This window comes from Hymenobacter taeanensis (assembly GCF_013137895.1).
Lineage (GTDB): Bacteria > Bacteroidota > Bacteroidia > Cytophagales > Hymenobacteraceae > Hymenobacter > Hymenobacter taeanensis.
The window spans coordinates 683,106-698,086 of the sequence record NZ_CP053538.1 but is presented as its reverse complement, the minus strand read 5'-3'; the positions used below and the strand labels follow the sequence as shown (position 1 = coordinate 698,086).

General features: G+C 54.7%; 10 protein-coding genes. 2 read left to right on the top strand and 8 right to left on the bottom strand.

Annotated elements, in window-relative coordinates; all coding sequences use genetic code 11:
- Positions 1 to 18: 18 nt before the first annotated feature.
- From HMJ29_RS02925 to HMJ29_RS02890, 8 genes are all read right to left on the bottom strand, one after another.
- Positions 19 to 1,221, bottom strand: coding sequence for a glycosyltransferase family 2 protein (locus HMJ29_RS02925; RefSeq protein ID WP_171590083.1), 1,203 nt, complete (start codon positions 1,219 to 1,221; stop codon positions 19 to 21).
- Positions 1,218 to 2,126: a glycosyltransferase family 2 protein gene (locus HMJ29_RS02920; protein ID WP_171590082.1), complete on the bottom strand. Its 909-nt coding sequence runs from the start codon at positions 2,124 to 2,126 to the stop codon at positions 1,218 to 1,220. Before HMJ29_RS02920 ends, HMJ29_RS02925 begins: the two co-directional genes overlap by 4 nt.
- Complete coding sequence (locus HMJ29_RS02915; RefSeq protein WP_171590081.1) at positions 2,119 to 3,540, bottom strand: O-antigen ligase family protein; 1,422 nt, start codon at positions 3,538 to 3,540, stop codon at positions 2,119 to 2,121. The genes HMJ29_RS02920 and HMJ29_RS02915 overlap by 8 nt, the downstream gene beginning before the upstream one ends.
- Before the next feature lie 69 nt (positions 3,541 to 3,609).
- Positions 3,610 to 5,739 (bottom strand): GumC family protein, encoded by a 2,130-nt coding sequence (locus HMJ29_RS02910; protein WP_171590080.1) that lies wholly within the window; start codon positions 5,737 to 5,739, stop codon positions 3,610 to 3,612.
- Entirely contained in the window at positions 5,736 to 6,476 is a 741-nt protein-coding gene (locus tag HMJ29_RS02905; protein WP_171590079.1) for a TolC family protein, read from the bottom strand. The genes HMJ29_RS02910 and HMJ29_RS02905 overlap by 4 nt, the downstream gene beginning before the upstream one ends.
- Positions 6,476 to 7,390, bottom strand: coding sequence for a sugar transferase (locus HMJ29_RS02900; RefSeq protein ID WP_171590078.1), 915 nt, complete (start codon positions 7,388 to 7,390; stop codon positions 6,476 to 6,478). The genes HMJ29_RS02905 and HMJ29_RS02900 overlap by 1 nt, the downstream gene beginning before the upstream one ends.
- Before the next feature lie 79 nt (positions 7,391 to 7,469).
- Entirely contained in the window at positions 7,470 to 7,847 is a 378-nt protein-coding gene (locus HMJ29_RS02895; protein WP_171590077.1) for a response regulator transcription factor, read from the bottom strand.
- A gap of 540 nt (positions 7,848 to 8,387) precedes the next feature.
- The gene (locus HMJ29_RS02890) at positions 8,388 to 10,442 is read right to left on the bottom strand and encodes an ATP-binding protein (protein ID WP_171590076.1); all 2,055 of its coding nucleotides are present in this window, start codon (positions 10,440 to 10,442) and stop codon (positions 8,388 to 8,390) included.
- A 204-nt stretch (positions 10,443 to 10,646) separates the two neighbouring features.
- Between HMJ29_RS02890 and HMJ29_RS02885 the strand changes: the two genes are divergently transcribed.
- Entirely contained in the window at positions 10,647 to 11,651 is a 1,005-nt protein-coding gene (locus HMJ29_RS02885; protein WP_171590075.1) for an MBL fold metallo-hydrolase, read from the top strand.
- Between the two features lie 514 nt (positions 11,652 to 12,165).
- Positions 12,166 to 14,946 (top strand): TonB-dependent receptor, encoded by a 2,781-nt coding sequence (locus HMJ29_RS02880; protein ID WP_171590074.1) that lies wholly within the window; start codon positions 12,166 to 12,168, stop codon positions 14,944 to 14,946.
- Positions 14,947 to 14,981: the final 35 nt, after the last annotated feature.

Sequence of the window (14,981 nt, the reverse complement as noted above, 5' to 3'; positions counted from 1 at the left end):
AGGCATACAGGTGAGTGCTTACGGCTGCGCAGCTCCGGCGCCAGGGGCAGCGTGCGGAGTAGGCAGGAATGAGGTTTTGGCCTTTTTGGTTTGCAGCAAAGCCACAACCATGGCCCCAAGTGCAATGGGCAAATGCCAAATGGCTTGGCCCACCTGGCGGTTATACATACGAGCAGGCAGCGAAATGAGTAGTGCCATTCCGGTGCCCAGCAGCAAGCCCGCCCAAAACAGAGGTGGGGGACCAACCGGCCACCCTGGCAGTGAAAGCAGCAGGAACAGGCCTAGTACGCCCAGCAGCAGAATGCGGGGCACTAATAAGGTTTGTAGCACCTTATCAAAAAACTCGCCATTACCGCGCCAAAGCTGCACCGGGCCCTCCCAGAAATATTTTTTCAGGAACTCCAGCTGCGCCGCAATCCAGCGGGTGCGTTGTGTGGTGAAGGCCTTGGAGTTGGGTATCTTCTCATCGAAAACGTAGGAGTGGGAGAGGTAGCCAATCTTTACCCCATCCTTCACAATCCGGAAATCCATTTCCTTGTCCTCGCCGGGAGTATCGCCAATATCCTGGAGTAGCTGCTTGAAATACAAGTACTCAAACGCCATTCCCGAGCCAATCAGCGCTGCCGACATGCCCAGGCTGGCGTGGCCCTGCCGAAAAATGTGGTTGTTGATTTCCTCATTGCAGGCATCGAGCACGGCGAAGGGAGAATCTACGTTTTTGGCGGTGCGGTGGCCCTGCACTACCCGGTAGCCCGCGGCAAAGGCCCGATTTACTTCCTCCAGAAACCCAGTATCCATCACGTTATCCACGTCAAGCACCACGGCTACGTCGTAGCTCTCAGCCGGGAGCGTTTCAAGGGCTACGAGCAGAGCTTTGCCTTTGGTGCTTTTCTCGAAGGCCACTTCAATTACCCCAATGCCCTGGCTGCGCAGCTTGGCTACGGTAACCGGCTGGAGGCCATCGGCAATAACGTGCACCTGCATGTGGCCAGAATAGGCGTGGCGTTGGGCAGCAGGGGCTGTCTCCAGAATTACGGCATCGGCGTGGTATGCGGGAATAAGTACGCACATCCGGCGCAGCGAAGCCGGTTTCTCAATTGAGACAGGAATGGATTTCCAGTGCCCCGCCAACGCAAAAAACAAGAGGTAGAGTACGTTGAACAGCAAGAAGAGGCCTACCGCGTACAGAACCAATGAAAGCAGAGTAAGGAGTAGACTCATCGTAAGTAATGGTTTTGATGAACGTTTTGTGGCTGTAGGTGCCATTTAAGCCCTCGCCACAAAGCACCCAGATACTTTTGCTCTAGCCGTAGGGCGTGCACGGCCACTTGTTTGGGCACGGCTACGAACAGAAAAAACAGCATGCCGCTCCAGAACCGCATGCCCGTGGAGTTGCGCCGGATAAACAGCAGTCGGTTGCGGTACATGTAATACGTGCGCATAACGGAGCCTTGGCCTACCGAAACAGACTCTTTGTGGTAGACGGTTGAGTTGCCGATATAGTGACACTCATAACCGCCCCGCTTAATCATCTCGCACCAATCCAGCTCCTCGTAGTACAGGAAATAGAGTTCAGGCATCAGGCCCACCTCTTTTATAAGGCGCATGGGCACCATCATGGCCGCACCGTGCGCTAGGGCAGTGGGGGAGGAGATGTTATGCTGGCCGTGGTCTTTTTCCATCAGCCCGTATGTTACGCTGCGGCCGGTCCAGGGGTTTATGCCCCCGCAGCCGGCGTACTGAATAAGGTTGTCGGTGCCGTAGAAGATGAGCTTGGGCGAGGCAATGCCGGCTTTGGGGTTGGTTTCGAACAGCTCTACCAACGGCTCCAAAAAACCAGGCTCTACCTCGGTGTCATTATTCAGAAAGAGCAGGTACTTGCCCTTAGCGGCGGCAATACCCAGGTTGTTGCCGCCGGCAAAGCCCAGATTCTCGGCCGAGCGAATAAGCTGCACCTCCGGAAACTGCTCCTGAATGGGCGTAACCTCTTCCTCCGGCGACGCATTATCAACAATAATAACCTCCACCTGCGGGTAAGTCACCCGCTGCAACGACGCGAGCATCTCGCACGTCACGCGGGCTTGCTTATAGTTGACGGATATGATGGAGACAAGTGGCCTAGACATGAGGAACTACTGCAGTAGAAGGGAGAGTATCGAGCTCAGGACCCTGAAATACAAAAACCCAGGACAGGTAAATGATCATTGCCGAGGGAATCTGGTTCATTACCTCGTTGCCGTAGCTAGCCACCAGAATACCGCTGTAGCCGGCCGTTAGGGCCAGGAGCTTTTGCCGGAGCAGTGGGTCGCGGATGCGCCAGACGATGCCGCAACACTTGCCCAGGATGTACACCATCATCCCGAACCAGATGATGAAGCCCACAATCCCGTATTCAGCCCATATTTTCACATAGAGGCTATCAGGCTCGATGGTAGAGATGTATTTACCAGGGTTAAACTCGTGGCCCCAGCGGCCAATAGTACCCACTCCCTCGCCAAAGGGTTTGTCTTCCAGGAATTTACGCAATTTCATTTGGTTGGAAAGGCGTAATTGGAAAGACGGGTCCTCGGGATCAAGGGATGAGCGTAGGCGCACAATATCGGGGTTGCTGCTCCCGATGCTGGTGTACTTTAGTACTCCAAAGCCCATACCAGCTACTATGCACCCCAGAACCAAAACCTTGATCTGTTTGCTGAGGGCCAGGTAAACAAAAATGCCGGTAGCTAACACAAAGAGGGCGCCCCGGGTACCCGAGATCAGCATGCCATAGAACAGTAGGCCACTGGCCACCGCAAATAAGCCGCGCTTCCACCAGGTAAAGGGCCCTAGAGCCAGCACCAGGCAGATGAGGCCTACCTCCGCCTGCGAAGCGCCAAACTGAGCGGCCTCACTGTAGTAGGAGAATACCCGCAGCTTGCCCCAAATGAGGTGGGTGCGCGCTTGCCCGGAGTCTAGCCACTGCTGCTCAGCGGCATCAAGGCCAATGAACTTCTGCTTCATACCGTAGAGGGCTCCCAATACAGAAAGTCCAATGATCAGGATCAGAAACAGGCGCAGGTCTCGGCGGGTGTTGAATACGAGGAAGCCTAGGGGCACCGCCAGCACCCAATAAAGCGTGAGGCTGCGCATTTCATACACCCACCCCGTAACACTCGCATCGGTGGGGTTAGCCAGCTGCAGGATGTTGATACTAAACCAGAGTAGCGCCAGCAGGCAAATGTCGTTCTGAATGCGCTTCCACTGCACTTCCTCGGGGCGCATGATTACGGCTACCCACGTAAGCAGCAGTATTCCGTCCATGCCAAGGCCTAGTGGTATTCCTGTGTCAAAGTGACGCCCAATAAACCCCAGCAGGAAGCAATAGAGCACGTAGGCCACCATGCCCGTCCGGGGGCTACGGAAAACCAAGTACAGGAAGAAAAAAAGCAAAGGCAGCGCAAGCAAAATGCCCGGAACTACCGGACCCGCAATGCCTGCCAGCCAACCTGCTCCCAGTGCCCCAAGCACGGCCGTAGGCAACAGCCAACGGGAATGCAGCATGGATTGGGAAAGAGGAGGGGTAAGTTTCATAAGCGCGGCAACAATGCGGCAAGGAGGGAAACGCTGTGTTTAGCTTAGCGCTTCTTCGCCATCATGCAAGGCCACCCCAGAGAGTACTACTTCAACTGGGGCTGTTGTGGAGGCCCGCAGGCGCTCCACGGTTTCGTGGTCGGTCATCCGCCAGGCCCGGGTAGCAGGTACTGTTAGGAATACCAGGTTAAGCTGGCGCAGTACCCCAACAGGCAAGGCCTCTTCGCGCAAGGCCGGGAACTCAATGAGTACCACCTGCACATTAGGAGCACTCAGCTCGGTCATGCGCTTAGGCACGGCGTGCTGAATCAGCTGATCAAGAGGCCAGCCTTGTACGGCCGCAGCCTCCGAGGGGTAGAATAGCGTAGGTGCCTCCAGGGTTTCGTCGTTTTCGTTGCCATCGGGGTAGAGGGCCAGGGTTTGAACCCCCATTTCGTGGCACCGCTGAGCCAGCGCCTGGCACAACGTAGTTTTGCCCTCCTGGCGCTGCACACTAAACACCCCCACCACAAAGGGCGAGGTGATAGGCGTGGAGTTAGCCTTGAGCAGAATATGGCGCACCAGCTGGTCGAGGCTGCGTTGCTGTGAGGCCTGCAGGAGTTTCGGCGAGGCATGGGTATCCAGCATCATACCGGCCACCGGTAGGCCTATGCGGCGGGCAGCCACGGTTGGGTTTCTCAATGACTTGTCCAGCATCCCGAGGCCAATAACCAGGCCCGTAACGAATACGAAGCCACCCACGCCGCTGAGCAAAACTAGCAGCATAAGCTTGCTGGTTTTGGGACGGGCGGGCAGGTTTGGCGGGTCAATGATTTTCAGGTTGGCCGTAAGCTGCGTGTTCTGCTGCGAAGCTTTGCTGGCGTTCAGGCTATTGAGTACCGTCAGATAATTCTGTTCTGCTAACTCAATTTCGCGGCCAATGCGCTTGAGGGTAGCACCTAACGGGGCCATGCGCTGATACTCGCGCTCAAACTCCTGCTTGCGGCGGGTCATTACCTCCAGCTTAGCGCGGCTAGATTCTACCTGCACCATATCCTGCACCCATTCAGAGAGCAGGTCCTGATTGGGAACACCCTCCGTAGAGTTACTATGAGCGTAGTAGTTGTCTACGTTGGCCTGAATGGCCTGTGCGGTCTTGTCAGCCTCAGCTTGTAACTGTTTAACCTTGGTGGCTGAACCGGGCTCCTGCTGCTGGCTGTAAAGCTGCTGGTCAGCAATTGCAGCATTCAGGCGGGCAAGCTTCTGCCGCTGCTTGATTACATCACCGTTACCCGCTACCAGGGCCACCTGGCGGCCGCCCAGTTTTGCGTTAATGGCGCGCAAAGCTGCCTGCGCCCCCGCGTACTGCTGACTTACGTGAGACAGCTCAGTGGCCAGGGCTTCCTTCTCCGTGGCAATGTTTTTCGATTGCTCATCGTAATTGATGATGTTATTGTCGCGGTTAAAAGCCAGGTTCTCCCCTTCGGCTTTTGCCAATCGGGCTTTGGCCTGCTTTAGCTCTTCTTCGTAGTACGCAATTACTGAGGAGGTTTGTCCCTCCCGGAGGTTTTTTGACTGCTCCAGAAATACATTGGTAGCGAAGGCCAGGGTGCTCCGGCATAGTTCCGGGTTGTAGCTTTCAAACTGCAGCTTAATCAGGTCACTGCTTCCAATGCGGGCGGCCGTCAGTTGCGTTAGCGCATCAATAGAATAGGTAGCATTGGTAGAGTTAAGGAGCTTGTAGAGGGTATTAGTATTATTGGCTTGGGCGTAGCGCCGCACATTCTCCAGCGTAGCCTCTTTGGTGGGCCCCGTTAACTCCTGCCGCAGTTTAGTAGGCACGCTCTCCCGCAAGGCATCATAGGGTGGTACGCTCAGCAGGGAAGGCTGCTGACTAGCCTGCCAAATATGAGTAGCCAGCAACTGATAAATCACCTCCTCTTTGGTAGAGCGAGATGTAATCAGGTTAACCAGGTTATCAAAGGCGTTGGAGGTCTTGTTGTAGTCGGCTTCTGCGTTGCCAGTCAGGGAATAACCCGAGGCAATACCGGTATAAATAGTAGTATCAGAAGCGTATACTTTTGGCAGCTTACGCGCAAAATAATACGTTGAGGCACTGAGCACCAATGGCACCAGTACCAGCAGTGGCCATTTCCGCGCCAGCAAACGGAGCAAGTCAGAAAGGTTCATTGAGCGGTCATTAGGGAGGAAATCTTGGTTCCTACGATTTCCTCCAAGATCATAAAGGCAGTATCATACTGGCTACGGGCGCTTTCCTGAGAAACGGAGAGCTCAGTCAGTTGATTGCTAACGGCCGATAAAGCCGGTAGCGTAATCTGGCCCTGCCGGAACTGCTTCTCGGCCAGCTGGTAGTTGGTTTGCACCGTCACTAGTGCTTCCTGGCGCAGCGCTAGTGTTTTGCGGGCCAGCAATACATTTTGGTACAGCTGAATCACCTCCCGGCGAAGTATATTCTCCTGCTCTTGGCGCAGGGCTTCCATGCGCTGAAAGCTAAGTTCCTCCTTTTTAATTCGGTTACTCCGGTTAACTATCTGCCCAAGTGGCAACCCCACGCTTATACCCGTGTTATAGCGGGGGGCACTCGTGGTTCTGAACTGGTTTGGGTTATCAATATCGGCCGTGGTGATGCTGGCTAGGTTGCCATAAGTGTAGCTACCGCCCAATGCAACGCTTTCCAGCAGGTTCTTTTTGGCTAATTTGATATCCTGCTGCCCAATTGATTTTTCAATCTCCATGGACTTAAGCTGCGAGGAGTGCTTGATGGCAGCAGCTGTCAGGAGGGGCAGGGCCGTACCCGGCGAATCGAAGAAGGTGCTCTGCCAGGTATCAGTTGACGTGGTTTTGGCCTGGCCTAGGGCTAAGGTGGTGTGTAGAACCAATAGAAGGCCGCCCAATAGTTTTTTCATTACACGTTCTCTTTCTGAAATAAAGCCGGGATTGTCTTGCAGACAATTTGTAGATCTTTCAACAAAGAGTAGCTCTTAGCATATTCTACGTCAAGCATTTTGCGCTCTTCAGCCGACATGTTTTTGTTGCCGCGCTTGCTTACCTGCCATAGGCCAGTGATACCGGCGGGGGCCATGAAACGAGCTGCAAACTCATCTGTAGTGATTTTTTCAGCCTCATATAGTGGCAGTGGGCGGTTGCCCACAATAGACATGTCGCCGCGTAGCACGTTGAACAGCTGGGGCAGCTCATCAATGCTGGTATTGCGAATGAACTGGCCAATGCGGGTTACGCGCGGGTCGTTGGCTATCTTCACAAAAGCAGCTTCCGCTTCCAGCTTCTTGGCTAGCTGATACTGGCTTTCGCAAATCACTTCGCCTTTGCTGTCAATCAGCTGTTGGCGGCAGGACTGGCCCTGAGTGCGGCACTTGGGGCAAAGAGGAGAAATGTAGGTGGTTTCCTGGTCAGCGGACTGATACTGGTTTAGGCCCTTCATGGAAGCCAATAGCTTGTCAGCGTCAGGCCGCATAGAGCGGAACTTCCAAAACTTGAAAATACGGTAGCCTCTACCTACCCGATAAGAGTAGTAAAACACCGGTCCCTTCGATTCTAAGCGGATCAGAAGAGCAACTATCAGAAAAAGAGGCGCCAGGCAGATGAGCGCCATTGATGCAAACAGCACATCAAAAATTCTTTTGCCTATTAATGATCGGGTATAAATAGTTTGCTCAGTGGCAGTGGGCTTAGGCTTAGGTGGCTCTACTGAATTAGATGAACCAGTTACGGGGCTGTCGTTTGCGGGTATAGGAACATGAGGCCTAGGCCGTTCCTTTGTTGCTTCTTGAAACAACAGATTGGTGATGCTGGCATTCATAAGCTCTGGATTTTGAGTGTTGCACGGCTCAAGGAGTAGGTGGTGGGAGCAGAATAGTGCAGATATTTCTTAGCAAAAGTCAGGCCCGAACTCGGTCCAGCAACTTTTTTACGCGTAAATCAAGCTCTTCAGGGTTAAAAGGCTTCACCACGTAATCATCGGCGCCTTGCTTAAGGCACTTGATTTTGTTACTGGTTTCGTCTTTACCCGATAGCATTACCAGCGGAGTATGCTGGTGAGAATGATGTGCCCGAACTCGTTTAATAAAGTCAAGCCCGTCCATAACAGGCATGGAATAGTCGGCTACAATGGCGTCGGGACTGTTGCCTTCTTCCAGCCAAGCCATTGCTTCAGAGCCATTTGATTTCAAAATTACTTGATAATCAAAATTGAAGTAGTGCTCTAAAATCAAGCATATGGAAGGCTCATCATCAACTATTAGTAGAGTTTTTCTCATGGGAGTAGGGGAGTAGCACAAGCAGTGAGTATTGTATAGAAAGCATAGAGGAGTATAGCTTAGTAAGCAAGGGTAAAATCAATGTGGTAATAGTGATAAAAATAAGACTTCATAACGGAATATCAAAATATATTTATTCTACGAGAATCTTTGTGTTTTGCCTCGAATAAAACAATATGGGCTAAATATAAGAATATTTTTTAGCGAGAACGTTAGCATAACAAAATTGTAACTTTGAAAATACAGACTTGATACGATGCTTAGGCACTATGGTTCATTATTTCTGTGCTTTTTATAGCTGAAATAGGCTTTAAAAGCTCCTAAGCACAATTTTTTGTTATTTATACGGATTAATTTGTATTTGCTCTAGTACGACTCTGATTGACGATTTAATCAGGAGTTTTAGCGCATATATAACGAAATGAAGTAGTTGCAATCGATTGCGAGCTGCCTAACCCGTTATATCTCTATAACATAGCTAAAGTGTAGTCGGAGTCAGTGACGGTCGGCCTTAAAAACCGGGCGTCTCAACATATAGGATTAAGACAACTGGATTAGCTCTTGAGCAAAGAGCTCTACAAACTGTTGCGTAGCCTTACATACGGCATTGCTCAATGGCGAAAGCTCGTGTTTGGGGGCCTGAAGCTCAGCTAGCTCCTCTAGGCGGCGCAAGTGGCTGGTTTCGGGCTGAATGTTTAAGCTACCAAAGGTAGACTTGAGGGTATGGGCCTCCCGGGCTACTGCCTCCCAGTCTTCTTGCTCAACGGCCTGCTGCAACGTTTTAACCTGACCCGGCACGCGCTCAATGAAAAGCTCAAGCATCTTACGGATGAACTCTTTGTTGCTGGCCAGCTTACCCAACATGTAAAAGTCGTAGCGTAGGCCCTCGGGCTGGGAGGCTACCGGGGGTGGGGCGGGTAAGGGGGTTTGCTGGCGTTGGCTGGTTTGGGCAAGCAGGTTGTACAGCTCGGCTTCAGAATAGGGCTTAGTCAGAAAATCAGTGAACCCCAGGGCTTCGTAAGATTCTTCGCTGATGCGGATAGCATCGGCCGTTAAGGCAATGATGGGTGTTTCCTGGTTGGGGTTGGCTTCCTGGCGCAGCCTGACCGTAGCGGCCAGCCCATCAAGCTGGGGCATCTGCACGTCCATCAATATAATATCATACTTGCGCTGCTGAGCTTTCAGGATGGCTTCTTCACCATTCTGCGCTAAGTCAACCTGAATCTGCCACTGGCCCAGCATGGTTACGGCAATAAGCTGGTTAACAGAGTTATCTTCTGCCAGCAACACAGAGAGCCCTTCCAGCAGATCCAGGGGCTGCGTGGTAGCGGGTTTGTGGCTGATAGTGCCTGTGCTTTCCTGGTAAGGAACGGTGAAGTAAAAGCAACTGCCCTGGCCCAGCTCACTGCGCACCCCAATCTGGCCCCCCTGTAGCTCCACGATGTTTTTACAGATGGTGAGGCCTAGGCCAGTGCCGCCATATAACCGTGGTATGCTGCTATTCGCCTGCTGAAAGCTGTTAAATATTTGATGCAGGTTATCGGGGCTAATTCCGATGCCGGTATCGGCTACACTAAACGTGACGGGCAGCTTACCGCCTTCCTCGGGGCGGGCATCAATGGTAATGGTGATGATGCCCTGCTGAGTAAACTTAATAGCGTTGCTGATCAGGTTCACCAGCACTTGGTGCAGCCGGAAAGGGTCGCCCTGCGCCTGAGGCAACTTATCGTTCAGGTTTACAATGTGCAGCAGCAGCCCCTTCTCCGCTATTTTGAAGCTGAGAGAACGGGCTGCGTCCTGCACCGTCTTGAGAATATCGAACGGAATGCTTTCCAGGCTAATGGTGCCTGATTCTATTTTAGCGTAGTCGAGAATGTCGTTAATGATGACCAGCAGGTTTTCCGTGCTCGACTGAATCATTTCTACATAATCTTCCTGCTCTTCTGATAGGGGCCCTTTACGGAGGAGTCCTGCGAGGCCCATCACGCCGTGCAAGGGCGTACGAATCTCATGACTCATAGTGGCCACAAACGTCTGCTTGGCCTGCACCGATTCTTCGGCAACGCGGTAGGCGCGCTTCAGGTCTGTGATGTCGGAGGAGTAGGTGAGCAGGTAGCGCGACCCATCACTGCGCACCAGGGGGCTTTTGGTGGTGTAATACCATACGGTTTGCCCGTCCTTTAGCTGATAGAACTCCTCATAGGAGGAGGAAGCGTTGCTAGGCCACTCGGTAGCGTGCTGGCTGGCCGAGATGCCGGGCTGCTTTTCCTCCAGGCGGTTCAGGTCAATGCGCTGGTTTTGTAAGTGCAGGTAGCTTTTATTGGAGAGCACACACCGGCCCGCTTCATCCTCTACATATATAAGGTTAGGGCTGTTATCAATAACCTGCCGGGCCAACCCCTGCTGGTCTTCGAGCTGCTGGCCCGTGCGTTTCAGCTGACTGATGAGTTCCGTTAAGCTCTCAACGGCGTTGGAGGGAATCCGAGCCGTGGCCAAGCTGGTTGAAACGGCTTCCAGTTGAGCGCGCAGTCGAATTACCTCAGCCTCGGCAGCTTCGCGCCGCCGCCGCTCAGCAGCTAATTTTCGGATGGTCATGGTAGGAAGGCAAAAAGGGCCAATCAGCCACAAAGTAGCACTCAGCAAATAAAAAACAGAAATGGCGCCGTGCCCGCCTGTATATGAGGGACCAACTGGGCCGTATGATGCTACTGCAACGGATTGCGACTACCAGGCTACTTAAAGTAAAGGAGAGAGTTAGGCGTCTGAGAGATAGTGCTGCCTAAGCAGCCTCACTCGTGCATGAAAACTCCCTCCCGCTTCAACGGTAAAAAATTCCTGAACACCGTCCCCACCAGCATGTCGGCTGACTATAGCAGTATGCTGCAGCGCTGGCTGACAGGTAAGGAGGAGCGGGTGCCGCGTCAGCCGCTTGGGCCGTTTAAAGCCGATGTAGCGGCGTTGCAGGAGCCAGTACCCACCGATGCCTTGCGCGTAACGTGGTTTGGGCATTCCTCTACGCTTGTTGAGATAGATGGCCTGCGGTTCCTAACCGACCCAGTATGGCGGCTGCGGGCTTCTCCCGTGGCTCTCGGCCCCAAGCGGTTCTTTGCGCCGCCCTTAACCCTGGCGGAGCTGCCACCACTCGATGGCGTAATTATCTCGCATGACCACTACGACCACCTCGATAAAGATGCTGTGCGCGAACTGGCTCGCACGGGAGTAACTTTCTTTTGCCCCGTGGGCGTAGGCGGACACTTGCGGCGCTGGGGCGTAGCCGCTGCGCAAATCACGGAGCTCGACTGGTGGCAGGAGGTGCGCGTAGGCCACTCCCACACGTTGGCCGCTACGCCGGCCCGCCACTTTACGGGCCGGGGCCTCACCCGCGACAATACGCTCTGGGCCTCGTGGTGCCTTATTGGGCCGCAGCACCGCGCCTTCTTCGGCGGCGACTCAGGCCCCTATGAAGCAGGTTTCCGGGAAATAGGAGAGGCCTACGGACCCTTCGATTTGGTGATGCTGGAAATAGGGGCCTACGATGAGCAATGGGCCGACATTCACATGGGCCCCGACCACGCCCTGGCCGCTCACCGAGCCTTGGGCGGTGGGGCGCTACTACCACTGCACTGGGCAACTTTCAATCTGGCTTTTCATAGCTGGCACGAGCCCGCTGACCGCTTAATAGCCGCAGCCGGGCCAGATGTGCCGTTGTTGCTGCCAGCACCGGGGCAGCGGGTGGTGGCGGCAGCTGGGCCGATGACGAGCTACTGGTGGCAGAACTACCTAGAGGGGGGGCTGCTGGGCTAGCACCAGCATCGAAATAACGCAAAACAATTTGCCTGGGCTGGTAGTAGTTGGGAGCACATTCCGGGTGCTAGGCCACTGCCTGCCCGGGCTATTTACTTTTGCCGCGTGAAAAACTCTTCCTCAGCCGCCTCGCATTTGCCAGGGCCCCGGTTGATTGATGCCTCTCATTCTTCTGTCACTTTCATTTATTTGCTGCCGTTTGAGGCCGCTGAAGCAGCGTACCAGTGCTGTTGTTGGTAATGCGCTAGGCTGCCATAGGGCAGCGCGAGTGTAAGTACACCTTCCTTTTCCCTGTTTCTGAAGTTGTGTGATTCAGCTAGCTGAACACTACCGGCGTTTGCACACACGTGTGCGTATGCGTCAAAACAGGCGTTTGCACCAGTTTCTAAGCCAAGGCCACTAAGTAGTAAAACAGTGGTAGTTGGAAGCCTTAAGTTTTTTGAATTGCTCTAAGCCAGGCTGCTTTGCCTAGGCCAAAGAGTAGTGTAGTTGTTTTCTTTTTCGCTTACCTACTATGGAAAATCTATTCTCTGCTCGCGTAGGGCTGGTTGCCGCGTTGTCGCTGACCGGTTTTGCCGCCGTGGCTCAAAACATAACCGTTACGGGCCGCGTCACGAATACCACCGGGCAGGCGCAACCGGGCGTGACGGTGCTGGAGCGCGGCACTACCAACGGCACCAGCACCGATGCCGACGGGCGCTTCAGCCTGAGCGTATCGCCAGCCGCTACACTTGTAGTATCAGCCATTGGGTCTACCACCCAGCAAATTTCGGTGAGTGGCCGTACGAGCATTGATGTGCGGCTGGCCGATAATGAAACTACGCTGAATGAAGTGGTAGTAACGGGCTCCAGGGCCACGGAGGGCCGCTCCAACATCCTCACCACTTCCCCCGTCGACGTAATATCGGCCCGCGAAATCAAGGCCTATGCGCAAACCGACGTCACCCAGATTCTCACCTACATTGCGCCCTCGTTCCAGAGCACGCGCCAAACCGTAACCGACGGCACCGACTTCGTGGACCCCGCCACCCTGCGCGGCCTAGGCCCCGACCAGGTACTGGTGTTGGTTAATGGCAAGCGGCGGCATACCTCAGCGCTGGTAAATATCAACGGTACGCCGGGCCGGGGCTCGGTGGGTACCGATATGAACGTGATTCCGCCCGCGGCTATCAAGCGCATTGAGGTGTTGCGGGAAGGTGCCGCTGCCCAGTACGGTTCCGATGCTATTGCCGGCGTTATCAACATTCAGCTCAAGGATGATACCACCGGCGTGCAGGCCAGCAGTACTGTAGGCCAGACGGTGGAAGGGGATGGGGAGCTATTTCAGGCTGATGCCAATGCTGGCTTTGGGCTGGGCCGCCGCGGCTTCGTGGATGTGAGCGGACAGTTCAGCAACCGCAGCTACTTTGACCGTAGTGGCCGCGATACGGCTCCGCTTATCTATAAAGGCACCAGCGGCGGCAACTACCCCAGTGGCCTCTCCGATGACCAGAAGCGCGCCCTCAAAGCCGAAGATAATGCCCTCATTGCCCAGAACGGCTTCAACCGCCGCGACATTCGGGTGGGCGCTTCTGATACGCGCACCTACGGCGGCTTCCTGAACGCGGCCTATACGCTGGCACCAAGCAGTGGCCTGGAGGCCTACGTGGCCGGTGGCGTAACGCGGCGCACGGGCCGGGGTGGGGCACTGTATCGGTTGCCTACCCAAACTACCCAGGTCGACCTGAGCATCTATCCCAACGGCTTCTTGCCCTTCATCAATAGCACCGTCGATGACCAATCGATTATCACTGGCCTACGCGGCACAGTGCTCGGTTTCCAGGCCGATCTGAGCAATACCTTCGGGCGCAACAGCCTGCGTTACGATATCACCAACACCCTCAACGCCTCGCTGCCGTTGGGTACCAGCCCTACGGAGTTCTACGCCGGTACGCTGGTGTTTCAGCAAAACACCGTGAACCTAGGGTTTTCGCGCAAGCTGGTGAGCATACCGGTTATCAGTACCCTGAACGTGGCCTTTGGCGGGGAGTTTCGGGTAGATAACTTCCAGATCAAGGCCGGAGAGCCAGGCTCGTACGCCAACGGCCTCAATGAGCAGGGCCGCGTGGTTACGCCGGCCAGCGGCAATACGGCCGCCACGTATGCCTCGGCGGGCTCTCAGGGCTTTGCCGGATACCGGCCTTCCGATGCCACGGACCGCTCCCGCAACAACGTGGCCGGCTACCTTGACCTGGAAAGCGACATCACCGAAAAGCTGCTGGTAAGTGTGGCTGGCCGCGCGGAGCGTTACAGCGACTTCGGGAACAACCTAAGCGGCAAGTTGGCTGCCCGCTACAGCATTCTGCCCGATCTGGCCATTCGGGGCAACATTGGCAACGGCTTCCGGGCGCCTTCCTTGCAGCAGCGCTATTTCACCAACTCCAGCACCCAGTTTACCAGCGGCGAGCTGCGCGAAGTACTTACCACCAACAACGATAACCCGCTGACCCGCGCCTTCGGAATTGGGCCCCTAAAGCAGGAGAAGTCAAAGAACTACAGCCTGGGCCTCACTGCCCGCGTGCTGCGCACCATTACACTGACCGTTGATGCCTACCAGATTGATATTGACGACCGGATTGTGCTCAGCAGCCAGTACAACCGCGGCAACGCCACCGTCAACCAGATTCTGGGCAGCCTGCCGGTGCAGGGTATTCAGTTCTTTGCCAATGCCGTGAACACCCGCACCCGCGGCCTCGATATTGTGGCGAATGAGCGCCTGACCCTGGGCCCTGATAGCCGCCTGACCCTGACGGCCGCCGCCAACTTCAACGAAACCACCGTGCGCGGCTTCAATAGCTCGGCTATCATTGATGCGAATCCTGCACTGCAGAACACGCTCTTCGACCGCTCGCAGCGGGCGCGTTTGGAGAACGGACAGCCACGCAGCAAGATCAACCTGAGCGCCGACTACGGCTATAAGATCTTCAGTGCCAACCTGCGCACCGTGCGGTTTGGGGAGGTGCAGACCAAAGATGCTAACCCCGCCCGTTCCTTCATCGACCAAACGTTCTCTGCCAAGTGGGTAACCGACCTCGTGCTCAGCGCCCAGGTAATTAAAAACCTTAGCCTGAGCGTGGGAGTCAACAACCTGTTCAACGTCTACCCCGACCGTCTGTACCAAGATCCGAACAACAACGAGCAGAGTCTGAACTACTCTACGCTTGACGCTACCAACCGCGGGCGTTTCCTGTACAGCTCCAACCAGTTTGGCTACTCGGGCGCCTTCTATTTTGGCCGGGTAAACCTGTCGTTCTAAGCCACATTCTGCATAAGCTTATGCTAAAAGCTGCC

Coding starts and splice junctions, on each gene's coding strand:
- HMJ29_RS02895 (WP_171590077.1), bottom strand. CDS start 7,847: ATGAGAAAAACTCTACTAATAGTTGATGATGAGCCTTCCATATGCTTG.
- HMJ29_RS02880 (WP_171590074.1), top strand. CDS start 12,166: ATGGAAAATCTATTCTCTGCTCGCGTAGGGCTGGTTGCCGCGTTGTCG.
- HMJ29_RS02885 (WP_171590075.1), top strand. CDS start 10,647: ATGAAAACTCCCTCCCGCTTCAACGGTAAAAAATTCCTGAACACCGTC.
- HMJ29_RS02920 (WP_171590082.1), bottom strand. CDS start 2,126: ATGTCTAGGCCACTTGTCTCCATCATATCCGTCAACTATAAGCAAGCC.
- HMJ29_RS02910 (WP_171590080.1), bottom strand. CDS start 5,739: ATGAACCTTTCTGACTTGCTCCGTTTGCTGGCGCGGAAATGGCCACTG.
- HMJ29_RS02915 (WP_171590081.1), bottom strand. CDS start 3,540: ATGCTGCATTCCCGTTGGCTGTTGCCTACGGCCGTGCTTGGGGCACTG.
- HMJ29_RS02925 (WP_171590083.1), bottom strand. CDS start 1,221: ATGAGTCTACTCCTTACTCTGCTTTCATTGGTTCTGTACGCGGTAGGC.
- HMJ29_RS02905 (WP_171590079.1), bottom strand. CDS start 6,476: ATGAAAAAACTATTGGGCGGCCTTCTATTGGTTCTACACACCACCTTA.
- HMJ29_RS02890 (WP_171590076.1), bottom strand. CDS start 10,442: ATGACCATCCGAAAATTAGCTGCTGAGCGGCGGCGGCGCGAAGCTGCC.
- HMJ29_RS02900 (WP_171590078.1), bottom strand. CDS start 7,390: ATGAATGCCAGCATCACCAATCTGTTGTTTCAAGAAGCAACAAAGGAA.